The sequence below is a fragment of the Paraburkholderia sp. UCT31 genome (assembly GCF_014397655.1).
GTDB lineage: Bacteria > Pseudomonadota > Gammaproteobacteria > Burkholderiales > Burkholderiaceae > Paraburkholderia > Paraburkholderia tuberum.
Genome location: NZ_VZQP01000030.1, coordinates 35,584 through 57,546, shown reverse-complemented (window position 1 = coordinate 57,546; position 21,963 = coordinate 35,584). Strand labels below are relative to the sequence as shown.

Annotated in this window: 21 protein-coding genes; 12 read left to right on the top strand and 9 right to left on the bottom strand. The window is 65.4% G+C overall.

What is annotated here, in order from left to right; all coding sequences use genetic code 11:
• Positions 1-237 precede the first annotated feature (237 nt).
• From dapC to cls, 6 genes are all read left to right on the top strand, one after another.
• The gene (gene dapC, locus F6X40_RS24265) at positions 238-1,458 is read left to right on the top strand and encodes a succinyldiaminopimelate transaminase (protein ID WP_187629533.1); all 1,221 of its coding nucleotides are present in this window, start codon (positions 238-240) and stop codon (positions 1,456-1,458) included.
• 73 nt (positions 1,459-1,531) lie between these two features.
• A complete protein-coding gene (gene dapD / locus F6X40_RS24260; protein ID WP_184066209.1) occupies positions 1,532-2,359 on the top strand; it encodes a 2,3,4,5-tetrahydropyridine-2,6-dicarboxylate N-succinyltransferase in 828 nt (275 codons plus the stop codon).
• Positions 2,359-2,724, top strand: coding sequence for an ArsC family reductase (locus tag F6X40_RS24255; RefSeq protein WP_018417635.1), 366 nt, complete (start codon positions 2,359-2,361; stop codon positions 2,722-2,724). Before dapD ends, F6X40_RS24255 begins: the two co-directional genes overlap by 1 nt.
• Positions 2,725-2,865: 141 nt before the next feature.
• A complete protein-coding gene (gene dapE / locus F6X40_RS24250) occupies positions 2,866-4,005 on the top strand; it encodes a succinyl-diaminopimelate desuccinylase (protein ID WP_187629532.1) in 1,140 nt (379 codons plus the stop codon).
• Between the two features lie 14 nt (positions 4,006-4,019).
• On the top strand, positions 4,020-4,904 hold the full coding sequence (gene prmB / locus F6X40_RS24245; protein ID WP_187629531.1) for a 50S ribosomal protein L3 N(5)-glutamine methyltransferase: 885 nt from the start codon (positions 4,020-4,022) through the stop codon (positions 4,902-4,904).
• A 201-nt stretch (positions 4,905-5,105) separates the two neighbouring features.
• Positions 5,106-6,593, top strand: a complete 1,488-nt coding sequence (gene cls / locus F6X40_RS24240) for a cardiolipin synthase (RefSeq protein ID WP_184066218.1) — start codon at positions 5,106-5,108, stop codon at positions 6,591-6,593.
• A 10-nt stretch (positions 6,594-6,603) separates the two neighbouring features.
• On the opposite strand, the gene F6X40_RS24235 is transcribed toward cls, so the two are convergent.
• Positions 6,604-7,083 carry a glutathione peroxidase gene (locus tag F6X40_RS24235; RefSeq protein WP_090800611.1) on the bottom strand — a complete coding sequence of 160 codons (480 nt, stop codon included), beginning with the start codon at positions 7,081-7,083 and terminating at the stop codon, positions 6,604-6,606.
• Positions 7,084-7,249: 166 nt separating this feature from the next.
• On the opposite strand from F6X40_RS24235, the gene F6X40_RS24230 reads away from it, so the two are divergent.
• Positions 7,250-9,205, top strand: a complete 1,956-nt coding sequence (locus tag F6X40_RS24230) for an ATP-binding cassette domain-containing protein (RefSeq protein WP_187629530.1) — start codon at positions 7,250-7,252, stop codon at positions 9,203-9,205.
• A 108-nt stretch (positions 9,206-9,313) separates the two neighbouring features.
• A complete protein-coding gene (locus F6X40_RS24225) occupies positions 9,314-10,369 on the top strand; it encodes a CaiB/BaiF CoA transferase family protein (protein WP_187629529.1) in 1,056 nt (351 codons plus the stop codon).
• A 70-nt stretch (positions 10,370-10,439) separates the two neighbouring features.
• Here the strand turns inward: F6X40_RS24225 and F6X40_RS24220 are convergent, their stop codons facing one another.
• From F6X40_RS24220 to alr, 3 genes are all read right to left on the bottom strand, one after another.
• Positions 10,440-10,718 carry a DUF2866 domain-containing protein gene (locus tag F6X40_RS24220; protein WP_090800615.1) on the bottom strand — a complete coding sequence of 93 codons (279 nt, stop codon included), beginning with the start codon at positions 10,716-10,718 and terminating at the stop codon, positions 10,440-10,442.
• 153 nt (positions 10,719-10,871) lie between these two features.
• Positions 10,872-12,248 carry a DNA repair protein RadA gene (radA, locus tag F6X40_RS24215; protein ID WP_184056927.1) on the bottom strand — a complete coding sequence of 459 codons (1,377 nt, stop codon included), beginning with the start codon at positions 12,246-12,248 and terminating at the stop codon, positions 10,872-10,874.
• Between the two features lie 3 nt (positions 12,249-12,251).
• The gene (alr, locus tag F6X40_RS24210; protein WP_187629528.1) at positions 12,252-13,322 is read right to left on the bottom strand and encodes an alanine racemase; all 1,071 of its coding nucleotides are present in this window, start codon (positions 13,320-13,322) and stop codon (positions 12,252-12,254) included.
• A gap of 218 nt (positions 13,323-13,540) precedes the next feature.
• Here alr and lplT point away from each other — a divergent pair, with 218 nt between their 5' ends.
• Positions 13,541-14,848: a lysophospholipid transporter LplT gene (gene lplT / locus F6X40_RS24205; protein WP_184066227.1), complete on the top strand. Its 1,308-nt coding sequence runs from the start codon at positions 13,541-13,543 to the stop codon at positions 14,846-14,848.
• A gap of 61 nt (positions 14,849-14,909) precedes the next feature.
• Positions 14,910-15,716, top strand: coding sequence for a bifunctional hydroxymethylpyrimidine kinase/phosphomethylpyrimidine kinase (gene thiD / locus F6X40_RS24200; RefSeq protein WP_187629527.1), 807 nt, complete (start codon positions 14,910-14,912; stop codon positions 15,714-15,716).
• A gap of 6 nt (positions 15,717-15,722) precedes the next feature.
• Here the strand turns inward: thiD and F6X40_RS24195 are convergent, their stop codons facing one another.
• Genes F6X40_RS24195 through tsaB form a run of 4 tightly spaced genes read right to left on the bottom strand, consistent with a single transcriptional unit; the run spans position 15,723 to position 19,048 of the window.
• The gene (locus F6X40_RS24195) at positions 15,723-16,754 is read right to left on the bottom strand and encodes a DUF1853 family protein (protein ID WP_410452511.1); all 1,032 of its coding nucleotides are present in this window, start codon (positions 16,752-16,754) and stop codon (positions 15,723-15,725) included.
• Positions 16,751-17,734: a uracil-DNA glycosylase family protein gene (locus tag F6X40_RS24190; RefSeq protein ID WP_187629526.1), complete on the bottom strand. Its 984-nt coding sequence runs from the start codon at positions 17,732-17,734 to the stop codon at positions 16,751-16,753. Before F6X40_RS24190 ends, F6X40_RS24195 begins: the two co-directional genes overlap by 4 nt.
• Positions 17,721-18,215, bottom strand: a complete 495-nt coding sequence (rimI, locus tag F6X40_RS24185; protein WP_187629525.1) for a ribosomal protein S18-alanine N-acetyltransferase — start codon at positions 18,213-18,215, stop codon at positions 17,721-17,723. The genes F6X40_RS24190 and rimI overlap by 14 nt, the downstream gene beginning before the upstream one ends.
• Positions 18,212-19,048, bottom strand: coding sequence for a tRNA (adenosine(37)-N6)-threonylcarbamoyltransferase complex dimerization subunit type 1 TsaB (gene tsaB, locus F6X40_RS24180; protein WP_187629524.1), 837 nt, complete (start codon positions 19,046-19,048; stop codon positions 18,212-18,214). Before tsaB ends, rimI begins: the two co-directional genes overlap by 4 nt.
• A gap of 167 nt (positions 19,049-19,215) precedes the next feature.
• Here tsaB and F6X40_RS24175 point away from each other — a divergent pair, with 167 nt between their 5' ends.
• A complete protein-coding gene (locus F6X40_RS24175; RefSeq protein ID WP_187629523.1) occupies positions 19,216-19,485 on the top strand; it encodes an acyl-CoA-binding protein in 270 nt (89 codons plus the stop codon).
• Between the two features lie 169 nt (positions 19,486-19,654).
• Here F6X40_RS24175 and F6X40_RS24170 read toward each other — a convergent pair whose 3' ends face one another.
• Entirely contained in the window at positions 19,655-19,978 is a 324-nt protein-coding gene (locus F6X40_RS24170; RefSeq protein WP_184066241.1) for a hypothetical protein, read from the bottom strand.
• Between the two features lie 8 nt (positions 19,979-19,986).
• Between F6X40_RS24170 and F6X40_RS24165 the strand changes: the two genes are divergently transcribed.
• On the top strand, positions 19,987-21,594 hold the full coding sequence (locus F6X40_RS24165) for a DEAD/DEAH box helicase (protein WP_187629522.1): 1,608 nt from the start codon (positions 19,987-19,989) through the stop codon (positions 21,592-21,594).
• Positions 21,595-21,963 lie beyond the last annotated feature (369 nt).

Below are 21,963 nucleotides of genomic sequence, written 5' to 3'. Positions count from 1 at the left end.
CTGCGTACATTGCTGCTCCTGCGTATTCTTTTACGCGAACCGTGGCGGATTTCGCGCCGTTCCCGCCGCGGCGCCCCGGTGTGCCGCCTCGCGGATTGCTCCCGCGCCGCGCGCCTGGCTCCCGCCTGGTCCGCGGGCGCGCCACGCTATAATCGTCCGTTCGCCGCCGCCCGCCGGCGCGCGTGCCCGGTTGTCCCGCCATTCGTCCGCGTCCATCCCGATCAGGCCATTTCGTCCGTGAATCCGCTACTCGACTCCCTTCAGCCCTATCCGTTCGAAAAGCTGCGCCTGCTTTTCAAGGACGTCACGCCGCCGGCCGGCCTTGCGCACATCAGCTTCGGCATCGGCGAGCCGAAACATCCAACCCCGCCGCTGATCCGCGACGCCGTCATCGATTCGCTCGGCGGCCTCGCCGCGTATCCGGCCACGCTCGGCTCGGCGCCGCTGCGCGAGTCGATCGCGAAATGGGTCGCGCAACGCTACAACCTGCCGCCGCTCGATCCGCTGACCGAGGTGCTGCCGGTGGCGGGCTCGCGCGAGGCGCTGTTCGCGCTCGCGCAGACGGTGCTCAATCCGCGCCGCGATGCTGACGGCGAGCCTGCGATCGTACTCTGTCCGAACCCGTTCTACCAAATCTACGAAGGCGCGGCGCTGCTCGGCGGCGCGCAGCCGTACTTCGTCAACAGCGACCCGGCGCGCAACTTCGCGTGCGACTACTCGGCAGTGCCCGCCGACGTGTGGGCGCGCACGCAACTGCTGTACGTCTGCTCGCCGGGCAACCCGACCGGCGCCGTGCTCACGCTCGACGACTGGCGCGAGCTGTTCGCGCTATCGGACCGCTACGGCTTCGTGATCGCTTCGGACGAGTGCTACTCGGAAATCTATTTCGACGAGTCGACGCCGCCGCTCGGCGGACTGGAGGCGGCGCACAAGCTCGGACGCGGCTTCGAGCGCCTCGTGATGCTGTCGAGTCTGTCGAAGCGCTCGAACGTGCCGGGCATGCGCTCGGGCTTCGTCGCCGGCGACGCCGCGATTCTCAAGGCATTCCTGCTGTACCGCACGTACCACGGCACGGCGCTGTCGACCGTGTTCCAAAGCGCGAGCGTGGTCGCGTGGAGCGACGAGACGCACGTGCGCGAGAACCGCGCCAGGTACCTGCGCAAGTTCACGACCGTCACGCCGATGCTCGCCGACGTGCTCGACGTGCGGCTGCCCGACGCCGCGTTCTACCTGTGGGCCAACGTCGAGCGCACCGGCCTCACGGACACCGAGTTCGCCCAGCGCCTCTACGCCGACTATAATGTGACGGTTCTGCCGGGCTCGTTCCTCGCGCGCACCGCGCACGGCGTGAATCCCGGCCGCAATTTCGTGCGCCTCGCGCTCGTCGCCGACGTCGACGAATGCACGGCGGGCGCGCAGCGGATCGTCGAATTCTGCCGCTCGTCCAGTGTCAACTGAGTGCAGCCTGAGCCTCGCTTGAGCTACACGGCATCCCCTTCTTCAGACTTCAACCCTTCAGATAATCACGCCTATGTCGCAACAACTTCAGAGCATCATCGATACCGCCTGGGACAACCGCGCCGAACTGTCGCCGAAGGCCGCGCCGGCAGAAGTGCGCGAAGCCGTCGCCCATGCGATCGAGCAACTCGATAAGGGCGCGCTGCGCGTCGCCGAAAAGAAGGACGGCGACTGGGTCGTCAACCAGTGGCTGAAGAAGGCCGTGCTGCTGTCGTTCCGTCTGGAAGACAACGCGCCGATGCCGGCCGGCGGCTACAGCCAGTTCTACGACAAGGTGCCGTCGAAGTTCGCGAACTACACCGCTGAAGACTTCGCCGCCGGCGGCTTCCGCGTGGTGCCGCCCGCGATCGCGCGCCGCGGCTCGTTCATCGCGAAGAACGTCGTGCTGATGCCGTCGTACACCAACATCGGCGCGTACGTCGACGAAGGCACGATGGTCGACACGTGGGCCACCGTCGGCTCGTGCGCGCAGATCGGCAAGAACGTGCACCTGTCGGGCGGCGTCGGCATCGGCGGCGTGCTGGAGCCGCTGCAGGCGAACCCGGTCATCATCGAAGACAACTGCTTCATCGGCGCGCGCTCGGAAGTCGTCGAAGGCGTGATCGTCGAGGAAAACTCGGTGATCTCGATGGGCGTGTACCTCGGCCAGAGCACCAGGATTTACGACCGCGAAACCGGCGCAGTCACGTACGGCCGCATTCCGGCGGGATCGGTCGTGGTGGCGGGCAACCTGCCGTCGAAGGACGGCACGCACAGCCTGTACTGCGCGGTCATCGTCAAGAAGGTCGACGCGAAGACGCGCGCGAAGGTCGGCCTGAACGAGTTGCTGCGAGGCGATTGATGGCGCGCGGCACCAAAACCGTCGTCTACGGCATTCCGAACTGCGACACCGTGAAGAAGGCCCGTGTGTGGCTCGAAGAGCACGGCGTCGAGTTCGAGTTCCACGACTTCAAGAAGGCCGGCGTGACCGAGCCGCTCGTGCAGGACTGGCTCAAGGACGTCAAGCTCGACGCGCTGCTGAACCGCCGCGGCACGACGTGGCGCGCTCTGTCCGACGACATGAAGGCGGCCGCGGAAACGCAGCCGGGCGCGATCGCGCTGATGATCCACAAGCCGTCGGTGATCAAGCGGCCGGTGCTGGTCGTGAACGGGCGGGTGAAGTCGCTCGGCTTTTCGGCGGACGAGTACGCGGCGCTGTTTGTCTGAGCGCGGCGCTGAAGCGCCAGGCTCCAGCACGAGGTAGTCGAACGCGCGGCCTCGCGCCGCGTCGTTCAAAGGCTGTTGCCGGCTCCGGTGCCTCACCGCGAGCCGGCATTTTTTCATTTCAAAGTGGCTTGTACTGAATCCATGTCCGGCACCCTCGCCCTTACCGAACAACTGATCGCGCGCGCGTCCGTCACGCCCGACGATCAGCATTGCCAGCGTCTCCTGATCGAGCGCCTCGCCGCGCTCGGCTTCGAGCACGAGACGATCGAATCCAACGGCGTGACCAACCTGTGGGCCGTCAAACGCGGCGTCGACGGCACGCAAGGCAAGCTGCTCGCGTTCGCCGGCCACACCGACGTGGTACCGACCGGCCCGCTCGAACAGTGGCGCTCGGCGCCGTTCGAGCCGACCCAGCGCGACGGCAAGCTGTACGGCCGCGGCGCGGCGGACATGAAGGCGTCGATCGCCGGCTTCGTCGTCGCGAGCGAGGAGTTCGTCGCCGCGCACCCCGAGCACCGCGGCTCGATCGCGTTCCTGATCACGAGCGACGAGGAAGGCCCCGCCACCGACGGCACCGTCAAGGTCGTCGAAGCATTGCAGCAGCGCGGCGAGCGCCTGGACTACTGCATCGTCGGCGAGCCGACCTCGAGCGAGCGTTTCGGCGACATGGTCAAGAACGGCCGGCGCGGCTCGATGTCGGGCAAGCTGATCGTCAAGGGCGTGCAGGGCCATATCGCCTACCCGCATCTGGCGAAGAATCCGGTGCACCTGCTGGCGCCAGCGCTCGCCGAACTCGTCGCCGAGCGCTGGGACGAAGGCAACGAATATTTCCCGCCGACCACCTGGCAGGTGTCGAACCTCCACAGCGGCGCCGGCGCGACCAACGTGATCCCCGGCCACGCGGACGTGATGTTCAACTTCCGCTTCTCGACCGCGAGCACCGTCGAAGGACTGCAAAAGCGCGTGCATGCGATTCTCGACAAACACGGCCTCGAATACGAACTGCAATGGACGGTGAGCGGCCTGCCATTTCTCACCCCGAGCGGCGAGCTGTCGAGCGCGCTCGCGCAGGCGATCAAGGACGAAACCGGCGTGGACACCGAACTGTCGACCACCGGCGGCACGTCGGACGGCCGCTTCATCGCGCGCATCTGCAAGCAGGTGATCGAGTTCGGCCCGCTGAACGCGAGCATCCACAAGATCGACGAACATATCGAAGTCGCCCATATCGAGCCGCTGAAGAACGTGTATCGCCGCGTGCTCGAACAACTGATCGCGTAACCTGGAACTTTGCGATGACGCTTCCTTTTTGCACCGTCCGCGACCTGCTGCGTTATGCAGTGTCGCGCTTTAGCGAGGCCAAACTGTCGTTCGGCCACGGCTCGGCCAATGCCTACGACGAAGCCGCCTATCTGATCCTGCACACGCTGCATTTGCCGCTCGACCTGCTCGAACCGTTTCTCGACGCGCGCCTGACCACGGCCGAAATCGAGGCGGTGCTGAAAGTGATCGAGCGACGCGCCGCCGAACGCGTGCCGGCCGCGTACATCACGCGGGAAGCGTGGATGCACGGCTATCGCTTTTACGTCGACGAGCGCGTGATCGTGCCGCGCTCGTTCATCGGCGAGCTGCTGCAGGACGGCCTGCAGCCGTACGTCGAGGACCCCGAGCAGGTCGGCGCGGTGCTCGAACTGTGCACCGGCTCCGGGTGCCTCGCGGTCCTCGCCGCGCACGCGTTCCCGAACGCCGACGTCGACGCGGTCGATCTGTCCGCGCCCGCGCTCGAAGTCGCGACGCGCAATGTGCTGGACTACCACCTCGACGAGCGCATCGCGCTGTTCGAAGGCGATCTGTATGCGCCGCTCGCCGAGCGCCGCTACGATGTGATCATCAGCAATCCGCCGTACGTGAACGCCACCTCGATGCAGGAGCTGCCGGCCGAATACAGGCACGAGCCGGCGATGGCGCTCGCCGGTGGCGCGGACGGCATGGACATCGTGCGACGGATCATTGCCGACGCGCGCAACTGGCTGACCGAAGACGGCGTGCTCGTCATCGAGATCGGCAACGAACGCGAGCACGTCGAGGCCGCGTTCGGCGGTCTCGACCTCGTGTGGCTGTCGACCAGCGCCGGCGACGACAACGTGTTTCTGATCCAGGCCAGCGACTTGCCGGTCTGAGTCCGGCATGCTGACCGTTTGAGCGTCGTTTCAAGCGCGTTTCTCAGGCAGGGTCACGAGCAATCGCCGCGACAGCGCGTGGCCTTGCCCGCAACCGCAGCCTGAGCCCGTTGCCCGACGCGTTCGCCGCAGACCACGGAGCGAGCCCGTGCCCGCCTCCGTTTCCTGAACCACGGCGCTTCGCCAACTGTTCGCGAGCTTATGTCATTCGACCTGCTTCACGTCGGCACGCTGGTTGCTGTTGCCCACATTCTCGGCATCATCGCGGCCGCTCACGCGATTCTCCATACCCGCACCTCGCAAGGGGCGATCGCGTGGGCCGTGTCGCTGGTCGCGATGCCTTATCTGACGCTCGTACCCTACCTGTTCCTTGGCCGCAGCAAGTTCGCCGGCTACGCGGACGCGCGCCGCGTCGAGAACGAGCTGCTGCGCACGCGCGCGCATCCGCTGGTGTGGGACACGCAGGCGTCGTCGGCCGGGGTGCCGACGCAGCAGCTCGGCTCGCGGCTCGTGCAGTCGCTGACGCGCCTCGGCGGCATGCCGTTCCTGCCCGGCAATAGCGTGCGCACGCTGGTCAACGGCACGGCGACTTTCGAGGCGATCTTCGAGGCGATCGAGAACGCGCGCCGCTATGTGATCGTGCAATTCTTCATCGTGCGCGACGACGCGCTCGGCGACATGCTGAAGGACGCGCTGATCGCCAAAGCCAAACAGGGCGTGCGGGTGTACTTCCTGTATGACAGTATCGGCAGCTTCGATCTGCCCCACCGCTACGTCGCGGCGCTGCGCGCCGCCGGCATCGAGATGCAGCCGTTCGCCACGAACCGCCTATTCGTCAACCGTCTGCAACTGAATTTCCGCAATCACCGCAAGATCGTGGCGGTCGACGGCGAGCGCGCGTTTGTCGGCGGTCATAACGTCGGGGTCGAATATCTGGGCGCGAAGCCGCCGCTGTCGCCGTGGCGCGATACGCACATCGAAGTGCGTGGTCCGGCGGTCGCAAGCATCCAGTTCGTCTTCATCGAGGACTGGTACTGGGCCACCCAGCAGTTGCCCAAGTTCGACGCGCCGGCCGCGGATTCCGTGACCCCATCCTTCGACCAGCCCGGCGACCACGGCGCCAACGAGCGCGCCGCGAACAACATGCACTGCCTTGTGCTGCCGAGCGGCCCGGCCGACAAGCAGGAGACCTGCTCGCTGTTTTTCGTCGAAGCAATCAACGCGGCACGTGAACGCATCTGGATCACGACGCCCTACCTCGTCCCCGACGAAGCCGTATTCGCTGCGTTGCGCCTCGCTGCGCTGCGCGGCGTCGACGTGCGCATCCTGATTCCGAGCCGGCGCGATCACCTCGTGGTGTTCGCGGCGTCGAAGCTCTATGCGTACGACTCGCTGCGCGCGGGCATTCGCATCTTCCGCTATCAGCCGGGCTTCCTGCATCAGAAGGTCGTGCTGATCGACAGCAGCGCGGCCGCGATCGGCAGCGCCAATCTCGACAACCGCTCGTTTCGCCTGAACTTCGAGATCATGGTGCTGACCGTCGACCGCGGCTTCGCGCTCGAAGTCGAGACGATGCTGCTCGACGACTTTGCCGAGTCGCGCGAAATCGACCGCGACGAGTACCACAAGTCGAGCGCGCTGCGACGCATGCTGATGCACGTCGCGCGGCTCTTTTCGCCGATCCTGTAGGCGTGCCCGCTTACAGCAGCGCTTCGATATCCCCGGTGATCGCCTCGGGCTTGGTCAGCGGCGCATAGCGCTTGACGACGTTGCCGTCGCGGCCGATCAGAAACTTCGTGAAATTCCACTTGATCGCCTCGAGACCGAGCAGTCCCGGCGCCTCGATCGTCAGATAGCGGAACAGCGGGTGCGCGTTCGGACCGTTCACGTCGATCTTGTCGAACATCGGAAACGTCACGCCGTAGTTCTTCTCGCAGAAGCTGCCGATCTGCGCGGCGTCGCCCGGCTCCTGCTTGCCGAACTGGTTGCACGGAAAACCGAGCACCGCGAGCCCGCGCGCCGCGTACGCGTCATACAGTTTCTGCAAGCCCGCGTATTGCGGCGTGAACCCGCATTCGCTCGCGGTATTGACGATCAGCATAACTTTGCCTTCGTACTGCGCGAGACTCGCTTCCTCGCCGCCGAGCGTGCGTGCCGAAAACGAAAAGATCGATGTCATGTGCCCTCCCGTGAAAGCCGTCAGTCTATGCCAAAAGCGCTGCCGATACAGTCGGCCGGATGGCCGATGAGCGCTGCGCGCGAAGTGACAGACGGGCAATCGGCGCCGCGCGCCCGGCAACGCGCCGGGCAGTCTAAAATAGCGGTTTTCTTCAGCCGGCCACGTCGTGATCCGCTTCAATCAGTTCAGCCTCGCGCGCGGCACCAAGCCGCTTTTCGACAACACCACGTTCACCTTGAACCCCGGTGAAAAAGCCGGCCTCGTCGGAGCGAACGGCGCGGGCAAGTCGACGCTGTTCGCCGTGCTGCTCGGCGAGCTGCATGCGGACGGCGGCGATTTCTCGATCCCGCCGACCTGGCGCATCGCGCACGTCGCGCAGGAAACGCCCGCCGTCGACAAAACCGCCCTCGCCTACACGCTAGACGGCGACGCCGCGCTGCGCGACATCGAAGCGCGCATCGCTTCGGCCTCCGCGGCGCACGACGGCGCGGCAGAAGCCGAAGCGCACGCCGCGTTCGCCGACGCCGACGGCTACACCGCGCCGGCTCGCGCCGAAGCGTTGCTGCTCGGCCTCGGCTTCACGCTCGAGCAGACCCGCGAGCCGGTCAGCAGCTTCTCGGGCGGCTGGCGCATGCGCCTGAATCTGGCGCAGGCGCTGATGTGCCGCTCCGATCTGCTGCTGCTCGACGAACCGACCAACCACCTCGACCTGGACGCGATCGTCTGGTTGGAAGATTGGCTGAATCGCTATGCGGGCACGCTGATCGTGATCTCGCACGACCGCGAGTTTCTCGATTCCGCCTGCAACGTCACGCTGCATCTCGAGAACCAGCAGATCAAACGCTACGGCGGCAACTACTCGCAATTCGAAGTGCTGCGCGCGCAGCAGATCGCGCTGCAACAGAGCGCGTACGAAAAGCAGCAGCGCACGGTCGCGCATCTGCAGAGCTACATCAACCGGTTCAAGGCGCAGGCCACCAAGGCGCGTCAGGCGCAAAGCCGGGTGAAGGCGCTCGAGAAGATGGAGCTGATCGCGCCCGCGCACGTCGGGTCGCCGTTCACGTTCGAGTTCCGCACTCCCGACTCCGCGCCGAATCCGATGATGGTGATGGAAGACGTGCGCTGCGGCTACCATGCCGAAGACGGCAGCGAGATTCCGATCGTCGAGCGCGTGATGCTGTCGATCCAGAATGGTCAGCGCATCGGCCTGCTCGGCGCGAACGGCCAGGGCAAGTCGACGCTGATCAAGACGCTCGCGGGCACGCTCGAACCGTTGAGCGGCCACGTACGCGAAGGCAAGGGTCTGCGCATCGGCTACTTCGCGCAGCATCAGCTCGAAACGCTGCGTCCGGACGACACCCCGTTGCAGCACCTCGCGCGTCTCGCGCCCGATACGCGCGAGCAGGAGCTGCGCGACTTCCTCGGCAGCTTCAACTTTTCCGGCGACATGGCGACCGCGAAGATCGCGCCGTTCTCGGGCGGCGAGAAGGCACGCCTCGCGCTCGCGCTGATCATCTGGCAAAAGCCGAACCTGCTGCTGCTCGACGAGCCGACCAACCACCTCGACCTCGAAACGCGCCACGCGCTGACGATGGCGCTCGCGCAATTCGAAGGCACGCTGATCCTGGTCTCGCACGACCGGCATCTGCTGCGCGCGACGACCGATCAGTTCATGCTGGTCGCGAAGCATCGTCTGCAGGAATTCGACGGCGATCTCGACGACTACCGCGACTGGCTGCTGCAGCATGCAGCCGAGCAGCGCGCCGCGCTGAAGGCCAATGCTTCCGGTGCGTCGGACGCAGCGTCCAACGGCGCGGCAAGTGGCGACAGCAACGTCAATCGCAAGGAACAGCGCCGCCTCGAAGCGGAAACGCGGCAGAAGCTCGCGCATCTGAAGAAGCCGCTGCAAAGCCGCATCGCGAAAATCGAAAAGGAAATGGACGCACTCAACGCGGAGAAAGCGACGCTCGATACATTCGTCGCCGATCCCGCGAGTTACGAACCGGAGCAGAAGAGCAAGCTGACGGAGGCGATCCGCCGTCAGGCAGACGTGAACGCGCGCCTCGACACGCTCGAAGCCGAATGGCTCGAGACGCACGAGGAACTCGAACAGATCGGCTAGCGGCACCGCGCCGGCATCCACGGGAGCTTGGCTTTGTCATTTGCGAATTCATCGTCCGGGTTATCGGCCCCAGAATCCGTAGCTGCATCGGCAGCCGATGCGCCGCCGTTGCAAGGACTGCGCGTGCTCGACCTCACGCGTCTGTTGCCGGGTCCGGTGGCCGCGCTGCGCCTCGCCGAGCTCGGCGCCGATGTGCTGAAGATCGAGGCGCCCGGCGCGGGCGACCCGACTCGCACGATGATGCAGTCGTCGAGCGATCGTGTCGCGGGCCGACCCGGCGCGTTTTACCGGATGGTCAATCGCGGCAAGCGCGAGACGCGCCTCGACCTCAAGTCCGAAGCAGGACGCCAGGTGCTGCGCGCACTCGCGGCTGAAGCCGACGTGCTGATCGAGAGCTTCCGGCCCGGCGTGATGCAGCGGCTCGGCCTCGGCTACGCGACGCTCAGCGCAGCCAATCCGCGGCTCGTCTATTGCGCGATCAGCGGATATGGCGCGAGCGGTCCGTTCGCGGACCATGCCGGCCACGATCTGAATTACATCGGCTATGCAGGCGTGCTCGATCAACTGGCGAACCGCGACGGTGCGCCGATCCTGCCGAACTTCCAGATCGCCGATCTGCTCGGCGGCGCATTGAGCGCGGTCACGCAGATTCTCGCGGCGCTCTGGCATGTCGCGCGAGGCGGCGCGGGCCGCTTCGTCGATGTATCGATGACGCACACGAGCTATGCGCACAACTTCGTCGCGCAGGTGTCGCTCGTCAACGAAGGTGCGGCGCCCGCCGCGGGCAGTGGTCTGTTGAACGGCGGCGTGCCCTGCTACAACCTCTACCGCACCAGCGATGAACGCTGGCTCGCGGTCGGCGCGCTCGAATTGAAGTTCTGGGAAACGCTGTGCATGGCGCTCGATCGGCCGGAATGGGCGACGCGTCACTGGAGCCTGGGTCAGGCGATCGGCGGTCCCGATGCCGTGGCACTCATTCAGGAAGTCGCCAATCTGATTGCGACGCGCACGCTCGGCGAATGGGTGGAATCGCTGGAATCGCTCGATTGCTGCGTGTCGCCGGTGCTGACGCCCGCTGAAGCGGCGCAGCATCCGCTGTTCAATCCGCACGCGCATGCGGCGGTGGCCGCGAGCGCCGCCGACTCACACGACGACGGGGCCTAAAGCGCGTGGCGCAGCCGCGACGCGGGCGCAATGAAGATCAAGGCCCGGGCAATCGAAAAACCCGCCGCCGTCAACGCCGCGTCGGCGTCTGCCTCGGCAGCGTTTGCCGCGGCGATTTTTCGTCGTCGTACAGCAGGTGCTTGCGGCCTTCCACATGGCGGCTGATCGTGGCACGCACTTCGGCGGCCGTTACGTCTTCGGCCACTACCCGCCGCGAGATCTGGCCCGCGGTGTCGATCCACTCGACGATCCGGCAAGCGCCGCCCCACGGCTGATGAATCGGTGCGGAGACCCGGCAGCCGCGCACCTGGATGTTATGGTGGGCAGCGGTTTCACGAGACTGTTTCAAGGCGCGATCCTTTTTCGAGCATCAGACGGGATGCATATCCTTACAGCTTAGAAAAAAGGGATGGCGACCAGGTTACAGCCAATATGAAGATATTTACCGGGCATTACGGTGCCGCAAGCGTACAAAGTACTGGCGAGCCGTCCCGGCCCCCGTCTATTCGAGCGTGCGGACGCGGTCGATGGCCTGTTCGATCCGTTCGACCGCAACGACCTGTAAGCCTTCGATTGGCTGTTTCGGTGCATTGGCCTTCGGAATCACCGCCACCGAGAAGCCGAGCTTGGCTGCTTCCTTCAGGCGCTCCTGACCGCGCGGCGACGGCCGGATTTCGCCGGCGAGGCCCACTTCGCCGAATACGACGAGCCCCTTCGGCAGCGGCTTGTTGCGCATCGACGAATGGATCGCGAGCAATACCGCGAGGTCGGCGGCGGGCTCGGAGATCTTCACCCCGCCCACCGCGTTCAGGAACACGTCCTGATCGAAACAGGCGATGCCCGCGTGCCGATGCAGCACCGCGAGCAGCATCGCGAGCCGGTTCTGTTCGAGGCCGACCGCAAGGCGTCGCGGATTTGGCGCGTTGGCCGCATCGACGAGCGCCTGCACTTCGACGAGCAACGGCCGCGTGCCTTCCTGCGTGACGAGCACACATGAGCCCGGCACCGACTGCTCGTGCTGCGATAAAAACAATGCCGACGGATTCGCGACGCCGCGCAAACCACGCTCGGTCATCGCGAACACGCCGAGTTCGTTGACCGCGCCGAAACGGTTCTTGATCGCGCGCACGAGACGGTACGACGAGTGCGTATCCCCCTCGAAATACAGCACCGTATCGACGATATGTTCGAGCACGCGCGGACCTGCGAGCGCGCCCTCTTTCGTCACGTGCCCGACCATGATGATCGTCGTGCCCGACTGCTTGGCGATGCGCGTGAGTTGCGCCGCGCACTCGCGCACCTGCGCGACCGAGCCCGGCGCCGATGTCAAAGCATCCGAATAGACGGTCTGGATCGAATCGATCACGGCGACTTCAGGCCGTTGCTCCGTGATCGTCGCCTGAATTTTTTCGAGCTGGATTTCCGCGAGCAATTGCAGCTCGCTTGCCTTCGAGCCGGGTTCGAGCAACGCCAGCCGTTGCGCGCGCAACGCGATCTGCGCGCCAGATTCTTCGCCGCTGATATAGAGCGCGCGTTTGTCCGCCGCGATTTCCGCGAGCGATTGCAACAACAGCGTCGATTTACCGATGCCCGGATCGCCGCCGATCAACACCACGCCGCCCGGCACGAGGCCGCCGCCGAGCACGCGGTCGAATTCGCTGACGCCGGTGGAAAAGCGCGGCACGTCCGACGCGTCGATGTCGGCGAGGCGCCGTACCGGCGTGCTCTTCGCGAGCGACTGGAAACGGTGACCGGACGGCGCCTCCGCGACCGATTCGACGAGCGTGTTCCACGTCTGGCAGGACGGGCATTGACCGGACCACTTCGGCGACTGTCCGCCGCATTCCCCGCAGATGTACAACGTCTTCGCTTTCGCCACGCGTTACTCCGCCCGAACCGGCACACGCGGCGCGACCGCGCACATCAGCTCGTAGCCGATCGTGCCGCAGGCCTGCGCGACGTCGTCGATGGGCAGCGCGGTGCTCCACAATTCCACGCGCGAGCCGACGTTGGCGGTCGGCACCGGGGTCAGGTCGACGGTCAGCATGTCCATCGACACACGTCCAACGATCCGTGTGCGCACGCCATCGACGATCACCGGCGTGCCTTCCGGCGCGACGCGCGGATAGCCGTCCGCGTAACCGCACGCGACCACGCCGATGCGCATCGGACTGCGCGCAGTGAACCTCGACCCATAGCCGACCGAGCTGCCTTCGCCGAGCGTCTGCACGGCGATGAGTTCCGACGCGAGCGTCATCGCGGGCTGCAGGCCCGTGCCGTCGATCGCGGCCGTCACGCCGGACGGCGACGCGCCGTACAGGATGATGCCCGGACGCACCCAGTCGAAATGCGCTTCCGGATGCCACAGCGTCGCGGCCGAATTCGACAGACTGCGCGCACCGGCGATGCCCTGCGCGCCGCGCTCGAACGCCTCCATCTGATGCGCGATGCCGCGCTCGGCATCGGCATCGGAAAAATGCGTCATCAACGTGATCTGGCCGACGCCCTGACAGGCGCGCGCACGTTCCCACGCGGCACGGAATTTTTCGACCGTGTAGCCGAGCCGGTTCATGCCGGTGTTCATTTTCAACTGAATATTGACCGGTTTCGATAGACGCGCCATTTCGAGCATGCGCAACTGCTCGTCCGAATGCAGCGCCGTGGTCAAACTGTAGCGGTCGATTACGTCGATATCGGTCGGCCGAAAAAAGCCTTCCAGCAGAAGAATTGGGCCCGCCCAGCCCAATTCACGCAACTTCACCGCTTCTTCGAGGTCCAGCAACCCAAAGCCGTCCGTAGCGCGCAAACCGGGAAACGCGCGCGCGAGGCCATGCCCGTAGGCATTAGCCTTGACGACGGCCCAGATTTTCGATTTCGGCGCATAGCGCCGCGCGACAGCGAGGTTATTGGCGAGAGCAGCGGTATGAATCGTGGCGGAAAGGGGGCGCGGCATGGGATTTTTTCGTAAAGACACTTGCGAATCAGCGGCTTACAGGGCGTTTTCAGCGCTCGGCGGCCCGCTGGGCGGTGCGATCAAGGATTCTGCTAGTCCGAATTCAGCTATTTTCATGATATAAAGCCGTGCGCACAACCCATTTCGATCGGCATAAGCCCGGACACATGACAAACGGCCGGGGCGGACAGACCGCAGCGAGGACAGCATCGCATCAGATGAAAAAAGGTTTTTACACCATCATGGCCGCGCAGTTTTTTTCGTCGCTGGCCGACAATGCGCTTCTGATCGCTGCTATCGCACTGCTGAAAGATCTTCACGCTCCGAACTGGATGACGCCGCTGCTCAAGCTGTTTTTTGTGCTGTCGTACGTCGTTCTTGCCGCCTTCGTGGGCGCATTCGCCGACTCCCGTCCGAAAGGACGCGTGATGTTCATCACCAATACGATCAAGGTGGTTGGCTGCATAACGATGCTGGTCGGCGCACATCCGCTGATTGCGTACGGCATCGTCGGCTTCGGCGCGGCGGCCTACTCGCCCGCCAAATACGGCATTCTCACCGAACTGTTGCCGCCTGACCGGCTCGTTGCCGCGAACGGCTGGATCGAAGGCACCACGGTCGGCTCGATCATTCTCGGCACGGTGCTCGGCGGCGCGCTGATCAGCCCGCATATCGCCGCGCCGATTCTCAAATGGCACGTCCCCACCGTGAACACGCCCGCGGAAGCCGCGATGGTCGTGATCATGGCCATTTACGTGATCGCCGCGCTGTTCAATCTGCGCATTCCCGACACCGGCGCGCGCTATCCGCGACAGGAGCACGGGCCGATCCGCCTGATCACCGATTTCGCCGACTGCTTTCTCGTGCTGTGGCGTGACAAGCTCGGACAGATTTCGCTCGCCGTGACGACGCTGTTCTGGGGTGCGGGCGCGACGCTGCAATTCATCGTGCTGAAGTGGGCCGAAGTGTCGCTGGGCATGTCGCTGTCCGAGGCGGCGATCCTGCAGGCGGTGGTCGCGGTCGGCGTCGCGTTCGGCGCGATTTTCGCGGCTTCGCGTGTGCCGTTGAAGAAGTCGCTGTCGGTCTTGCCGGTCGGCATCATGATGGGTATCTCCGTGATGCTGATGGCGTTCTACACGCGCGATCTGTTTCCCCCGCATTGGGGCGTATATTTTGGCCGCATGCACGTGTCGGGCTATCTGATTTTCGCGTATATCTTCCTGATGTTCGTGGGCGGCCTGTCGGGCTTTTTCGTCGTGCCGATGAATGCGCTGCTGCAGCATCGCGGGCACGTGCTGCTGTCGGCGGGCCATTCGATCGCCGTGCAGAACTTCAACGAGAATCTGTCCGTGCTCGTGATGCTGTGCCTGTACGCGGTGCTCGTGTGGCTCGACGTGCCGGTCACCATCGTGATCGTGCTGTTCGGCACCTTCGTCTGCCTGATGATGTGGCTCGTGATGCGACGCCATCAGGCGAACCAGCGCGCCTTCGATTCGGTCGCGCTGATCGGCGAAGCCAAGCACTGATCGGCTGCGCCGGGCCGGCCGCGGCACACACGAGCGCGCCCCCCTTCTTCCTCGCTCGACCATGACTCAATCGATTCCCAATGTGCTGACGATCGCCGGTTCCGACTCCGGCGGCGGCGCCGGCATCCAGGCCGATCTGAAGACATTCTCCGCGCTCGGCGCCTATGGCGCGAGCGTGATCACCGCGCTGACCGCGCAGAACACGCGCGGCGTGAGCGCGATTCACGCGCCTGACCCGGGCTTCGTCACCGCGCAGCTCGACGCGGTGTTCGACGACATCCGCATCGACGCGGTGAAGATCGGCATGCTCGCGAATGCGCCGATCGCGCGTGCGGTCGCCGACGCGCTGCGCCGTCATCAGCCCAAACACATCGTGCTCGACACGGTGATGATCTCGAAGAGCAATCACGCGCTATTACTACCCGATGCGGTCGCGGTGGTACGCGACGAACTGCTGCCGCTCGCCGATCTGCTGACGCCGAATCTGCCGGAAGCGGCCGCATTGCTGGGCATCCAACCCGCCGCCGACGAAGCCGGCATGGTCGAGCAAGGCGAAGCGTTGCGCGCGCTCGGCGCGCGCGCGGTGCTGATGAAGGGCGGCCATCTGAGCGCGACCGATAGCCCCGACTGGCTCGTGCAGGAAAGCGGCACGCTGCGTCTCGGCGGTCCGCGCGTGCCGGTGAAGAACACGCACGGAACGGGCTGCACGTTGTCGTCGGCGATCGCGGCCTTGATTGCGCAGCGCGACGATCTCGCTAGCGCCGTCGCCGATGCGAAGGTTTATCTGACGGGTGCGTTGCAGGCGAGCGAGCGGCTCGACGTCGGCCACGGCGTGGGGCCGGTGCATCACTTTCATCGGTGGTGGTGAGCGACGTCATTGCTTCGCGTAACGCCGCGCGTGCTCGGGCCAGTCGTCGGGCACGATAAAGCCGCGCGAGCGTCCAAGTACACACCCCGTGTTGTCTTCGATGGATCCGGCGACCATCGTCGGGCCCTGTTGCGGTGAGATCCGCGCGGCGAGCGTGTTTGCGTCGACGTACCACGTGTCGTCCGCACCGGCTTGCGTTCGATCTTGCGGCGCGAGCCATTCGAGCCGCGGCAACACCCGCCACCTGTGCGCATGCGCGCACGCGAAAGCCGGCCAGTCGCGATGCGTGACCCACCAGCCGCGACCGTGCGCGGGATCGAGTTCGGCAGGATCGGTGGGCATCTCGCCATGCCGGTAAAACAGCCAGCCTTTGACGAACATCTGCGGCGTCCACGCGCCCGCATAGCCCGTCGAGGCAAATTCCTCGCGTGCGCTGAGCGGCAACTGATGATCGAGCAGATGCGCGAGCTTCAGATCGAGGCGGTCTTTCAGATTGGGGCCGACGTAATCGGCGAGACGCGCCGCCTCTGCCCCATTCGCATCGCCCGCATGCAGATAGCACTTCACCGCGAGTTCCCAATGCAGTCGCGCGCCCTGGCGCGTGCGCACGAGGAAATCGCATTCACCGAGCGTGAGGCCCGCATGTCGTAGCGGCACACCCGCTGCGATCAGTTGCGTCGCCGGTCCATGACGAAGGAAAAAGCCCAGCAGGCGTTCGGCGTAGCGGCCAAGGCGCGTGATACGCGTTGCCGCGAGATCCTGACGCAGAAGTGCCGGCGCGGCGTCGAGCGCGCGCAGCCAGTCGAGCGTGGCCTGCAATTCCTGCGGCGTGCCGAAAGGATCGGCGAGCGCGCCTGTGGGAAGCTGAGGGCGCAACAGATCGGGACTGAGCAGCAGCCACGCGAGATCGCGGACAGCGGGATCGCGCAGCGCATCGACGGAAGCATCGCCACGCAAACCCAGCAAGGTATCGAGAAGCGCCGCGCGGCTGACAAACGCGACGGGCATGCGCGCCGCCGGTCCCTCGGGCATCGTCACTTTGATTCGTTCGACGGCACGCCGCCGTTCGCGAGCCACGTGGCACGCGCGAGGCACAGATCCGCCCAGGCCTTGGCCTTGTCGGGCAGGCTACGCAGCAGATAGGCCGGGTGATAGGTGACGATCACCGGCACGCCCTCGTACGTATGCACGCGGCCGCGCAACGACGAAATGCTCGCGTCGGTCCTGAGCAGACTTTGCGCGGCGAAACGGCCGAGCGCGACGATCAGCTTCGGCTTCACGAGCGACACCTGACGCTGTAGATAAGGTTCACAACGCGCGACTTCGTCCGGCTGCGGATTGCGATTGCCAGGCGGCCGGCACTTGATCACGTTGGCGATATACACGTTGGTGCCGCGCGCGAGCGCGAGCGAGTGCAGCATGTTGTCGAGCAGCTTGCCGGCCTGGCCAACGAACGGTTCGCCTTGACGGTCCTCGTTCTCGCCGGGCGCTTCGCCGATCAGCATCCAGTCGGCCTCGCGATCGCCGACGCCGAACACCGTGTTCGTGCGCTTCTCGCACAGCCGGCACACCTCGCATCCGGCGACGCGCTCGGCGAGCGCGTCCCAGTCGAGTGTGTGGATAGACGGCAGCGCGGGCGCGTCGCGGCGCGCTTCGGCGGGCGCGGGGGCCGATGCGGTTGGATCGTCGAACCACGCGAAGTCGTGCTCGGGAGGGGCGTCGAAAGTCGGCGGGGCTGAAAAGTCAGTTTGCGATTCTGATGTTTCGCGCCGCGCTGCAGTTTCGTCGAAGCGCGGCGTGGATTCGCGCTGCACTTGCGGCGGCTGCACCTCGGCGGACGCGCGCAGCGGTTCGCGCGAGGTCTGCGTCGCAGGCTCCGCGCGACGCAAGTCTTCCGCGTGTTCCCGCGGCGACTGCAGCGCATCACGCTGCCCGACCTCCTCTCGCGCCGCGAGTCCGCGACGCACCCACAACGGCGCGAGTCCGAATTCTTCGAGCACCGATTCATGCAGCGCCATCTGCGCCCTCCGTGGCTAACGACAGACGCATCACGATCGCGTCCTCCCGGCCGCGATGCCGCGCCGGATAATAATTTTTGCGCCGGCCGATCGACGCGAAGCCGAAGCGCTCGTACAACCGGATCGCCCGACGATTCGACGGCCGCACTTCGAGCAGCAGCCCCTCGAGCCCCTCCGCGTGCGTGATGCGCACCGCCTCGCGCAGCAGCGCGAGGCCTGCGCCGGCGCCTTGTGCTTGCGGCGTGACGCACAGATTCAGCAGATGCATTTCATCGACGACTGGCATCAGCACGCAGTAGCCGATCAACGTCCCCGTCACGTGACGCAGACAGACGCCGAAATAGCCATTGCGCAGCGAGTCGCCGAAGTTGCCGCGGCTCCACGGAAACTCATACGCAAGTTTCTCGATCGCGGCGACTTCGTCCAGGTCGCTTTCGGTCATCGGCGACATGTAGCGGTCCGTGAGCAGCACGCCGCTCATGGGCGCGCCTCGTCGTGGGACGGTTGGCCGGAGCCGCCATCGGGCGCGTGCTGCGCGGACTGCTCGGCGCTATGAGCCGCTTTGGCTGATTTCGCCGCTTTGTCGGCCATGCGCTCTGCGGTCGTCTGCGCGACCTTGTCGCGCACGTACTCGGGTGCGGCCTGATCGGCGCGCACCGTGCGGCCCGCATGAAACGCGCGCAGCGCCGCGTACGCGAGCGGCAACGCATGCGGCAACGCTTGGCCATCGACGCTCCGCGCGGCCGCGACCGCCGGCAAGCGCTCGCCGAACGCGGCGGCCGCGTTGCCGGCGAGTGTGAACGGCACGTCGGGCAGCACGAGCCGCTCGGGTGCATCGAGCGTCGCCGCCTGCACGGTGCGCCATTCGTGTTGCGTGTCGTCCCACGCGTAGTCGGCCCAGTAGATTTCGTCCATGCGCGCGTCGAGCGCGGCGAGCACGCGCGTCGTCGACGGATCGCGCAGGCGGGCGCTCTCCGCGCACGCGAGCAGCGTGCCGATCGGTACGACCGGCAGCTTCAGGCCGAACGCGAGGCCTTGGGCGACGCCGGTCGCCGTACGCAGCCCGGTGAACGAACCCGGACCCGAGCCGAACGCGATCGCGTCGCAATCCGCCAGCGTGAGGCCGGCTTCGTCGAACAGCTCGCGGATCGCCGGCAGCAGGCGGGTACTGGACACCGCGCCGGTTTGTTCGTGACGAACCCAGACGCGCGGTTCGGCGCTGGGCTGACCGGCGGCATCGACGGGCGCGGACACGAGCGCCGCCGAGCAGAACTCGGTCGATGTATCGAGGGCAAGGAGCACTGTTTGAGTCATGGACCGTATTGTAATCGGCGCGGTGCGCCTGAATCGTGGTTTGCACAGCCGCGCTGCCCGGCTTCGCGGCCGCCATCGTTTGGAATAAGCCCTCGGTCCCGGGGCGGCGGGCAATTGCTATGATTTTCGGCCGATCTCATCTATCCCGCCACGCGGGCCAAACGACCATGACCGACATCAATTCCCAGTTCGAGCAAGCCCAGCAAGACGTCAAGCAACTGCCCGAGCGTCCGGGCAACCTGACGCTGCTGCGTCTCTATGCGCTCTTCAAGCAGGCGAGCGAAGGCGACGTGCACGGCGACAAGCCGGGCTTCACCGACATCGTCGGCAAATACAAGTACGATGCGTGGGCGGCGCTCAAGGGCACCACGCAGGACGCTGCGAAGCAGCAATACGTCGAACTCGTCGAATCGCTGAAGAGCGGCACCGCGGCCTGAGTTTCCGGCGCGCCAATCATCTGCCGAAATGGCCGTCTGGCAATGCTGCGACCGCCTCGCGGCGGTTTCGGACACGAAGCTCCGGGCCGCCGCCCTCACTCGCCTACTTCATTCCGGCACTTTCTTCTCTCGGAACTGCCTGAATGGTGGCGCAGTGCAGCAAATGTCGCTATAATCCTGCCTGCGCTTCACTGCTTTGCCCGTCTTTTCCAGCGGTCCTCGCGGCGCAGCGTCCATAGCGTTTGCTCCAATCCAGTTTAGAACCTGTCCCCTTCTGCCTAGCCCACTCCGGGCTCAAGTCCCAGGCTGGCGACTCGCCATGTTGGCACGTCGCATCCGATACAGCTTCTAACGAAAAACTCGCCTTCATTGTCGCGAGTTGCCCCCGTTTTTCGATTTGCTCGCTGCTGTTTTGCTCGCTGAATCCGACGACTTGGGTATGCCGATTGGCGTTGACGTTTTCATCCGATGAACCACCCAGGATCGTTTTCAAGGATTCACATGACTTTGAGCAATACCTCCAGCAGCCCGTTGAACGCCATCGGCGACGAAGCACTCGGTCTTTCGCCCGCCGCTCCCGAAGCCGCCGCGCAGGCTGACGCCAAGCCGACCTTCGCGTCGCTCGGCCTGTCCGCGGACGTCGTCTCCGCGCTGACCGCCGCCGGCTACGAGCATCCGACGCCGGTGCAGCAACGCGCGGTGCCGGCAGCGATCGCCGGCCGCGATCTGCTGGTTTCGAGCCCGACCGGCTCGGGCAAGACCGCCGCGTTCATGCTGCCCGCCATCGAGCGTTTCTCGCAGCTGCAAAAGACGCAGGCGAGCCAGCCGCGCGAACCGCGCCCGGCCGACGGTGGCCGCGGCCGCCGTCCGCAGCCGGTCGCGCGTCCGACCATGCTGGTGCTGACCCCGACCCGTGAGCTCGCGATGCAGGTCACGACCGCCGCCGCGACGTACGGCAAGCACCTGAAGCGCCTGCGCACCCTCAGCATTCTCGGCGGCGTCGCTTATGGCCAGCAACTGATGCTGCTCGCGAAGAACCCCGAAATCCTCGTCGCAACGCCGGGCCGTCTGATCGACCACCTCGAGCGCGGCCGCATCGATCTGTCGCAACTGCAGATCCTCGTGCTCGACGAAGCCGACCGCATGCTCGACATGGGCTTCATCGAAGACATCGAAACGATCGTCGCCGCTACGCCGGCTACGCGCCAGACGATGCTGTTCTCGGCCACGCTCGACGGCAAGATCGGTTCGCTGACCGGCCGTCTGTTGAAGGACCCGGAGCGGATCGAGATCGTCCAGCGCATGGAACAGCGCACCAACATCGCGCAAACCGTCCACTACGTCGACGACCGCGATCACAAGGACCGTCTGCTCGACCATCTGCTGCGTGACGACGGCCTCGACCAGGCCATCGTCTTCACGGCCACCAAGATGGACGCCGACCAGCTGGCGGGCCGTCTGGCCGACGCCGGCTTCGAATCGGCCGCGCTGCACGGCGACCTGCCGCAAGGCGCGCGTAACCGCACGATCCGCGCACTGCGCGAGCGCCGCGTGCGCGTGCTGGTTGCGACCGACGTCGCCGCTCGCGGTATCGACATCCCGGGCATCACGCACGTGTTCAACTACGACCTGCCGAAGTTCGCCGAAGACTACGTGCACCGTATCGGCCGTACCGGCCGTGCGGGTCGCTCGGGTATCGCCGTGAGCCTCGTGCATCACGCCGAACAGGGCGCGTTGAAGCGAATTGAGCGCTTCGTGCGCACGCCGCTTCCGGTCAACGTCGTCGCAGGCTTCGAGCCGCGCAAGGCGGCGCCCTCGGGCAACGGCCGTCCTGGCTTCGGCGGCCGCGGCCGTCCTGGCGGTGGTAACGGCCGTCGCTTCGGCAGCGGCTCGGGCAAGCCGGGCGGCTACGGCGGCTCGCGCAACGGTAACGGCACCGGCAACAGCAACGGCGGCGGCTGGGGTAACAAGTCGGCCGGCGGTTCGCGCGAAGGCTTCGGCTCGCGCGAAAGCCACGGCGGTTCGCGCGAAGGCTTCGGCGGTGGCTCGCGCGACGGCTACGGCGCGCGCCGCAACGACGGTCCCCGTTCGGCACGTCGCGGCAGCTAATAGCGACCCACCTGACCGACCGGATGGTTTCGCGCCGTCCGTGACACTGAAGAAAACCGGCGCTCGGCGCCGGTTTTTTTTCGTCTATCGACTGCCCGCCCCAAATTTCACGATGTAAAAAATTTTTTTGCGTCGTAAAAAATCATGCTGCAAGGCACAAGAAGGACTATTGCAACAGGGAAAATATCGTTTCTTATCGCGAAACGCAAGCATCAAGTCATTGATTTTATATAAAAATAAATATTGGAAAAACGCTTTGCGGCGTCTATTGCGCGTCCTTCGATTTGCCTAGACTCTTATATAAGACTTCACGAAACAGAACGCCTCTCCGGGCCCGACGCTTCGAGAAGACAGAGTCACCCATCCTCC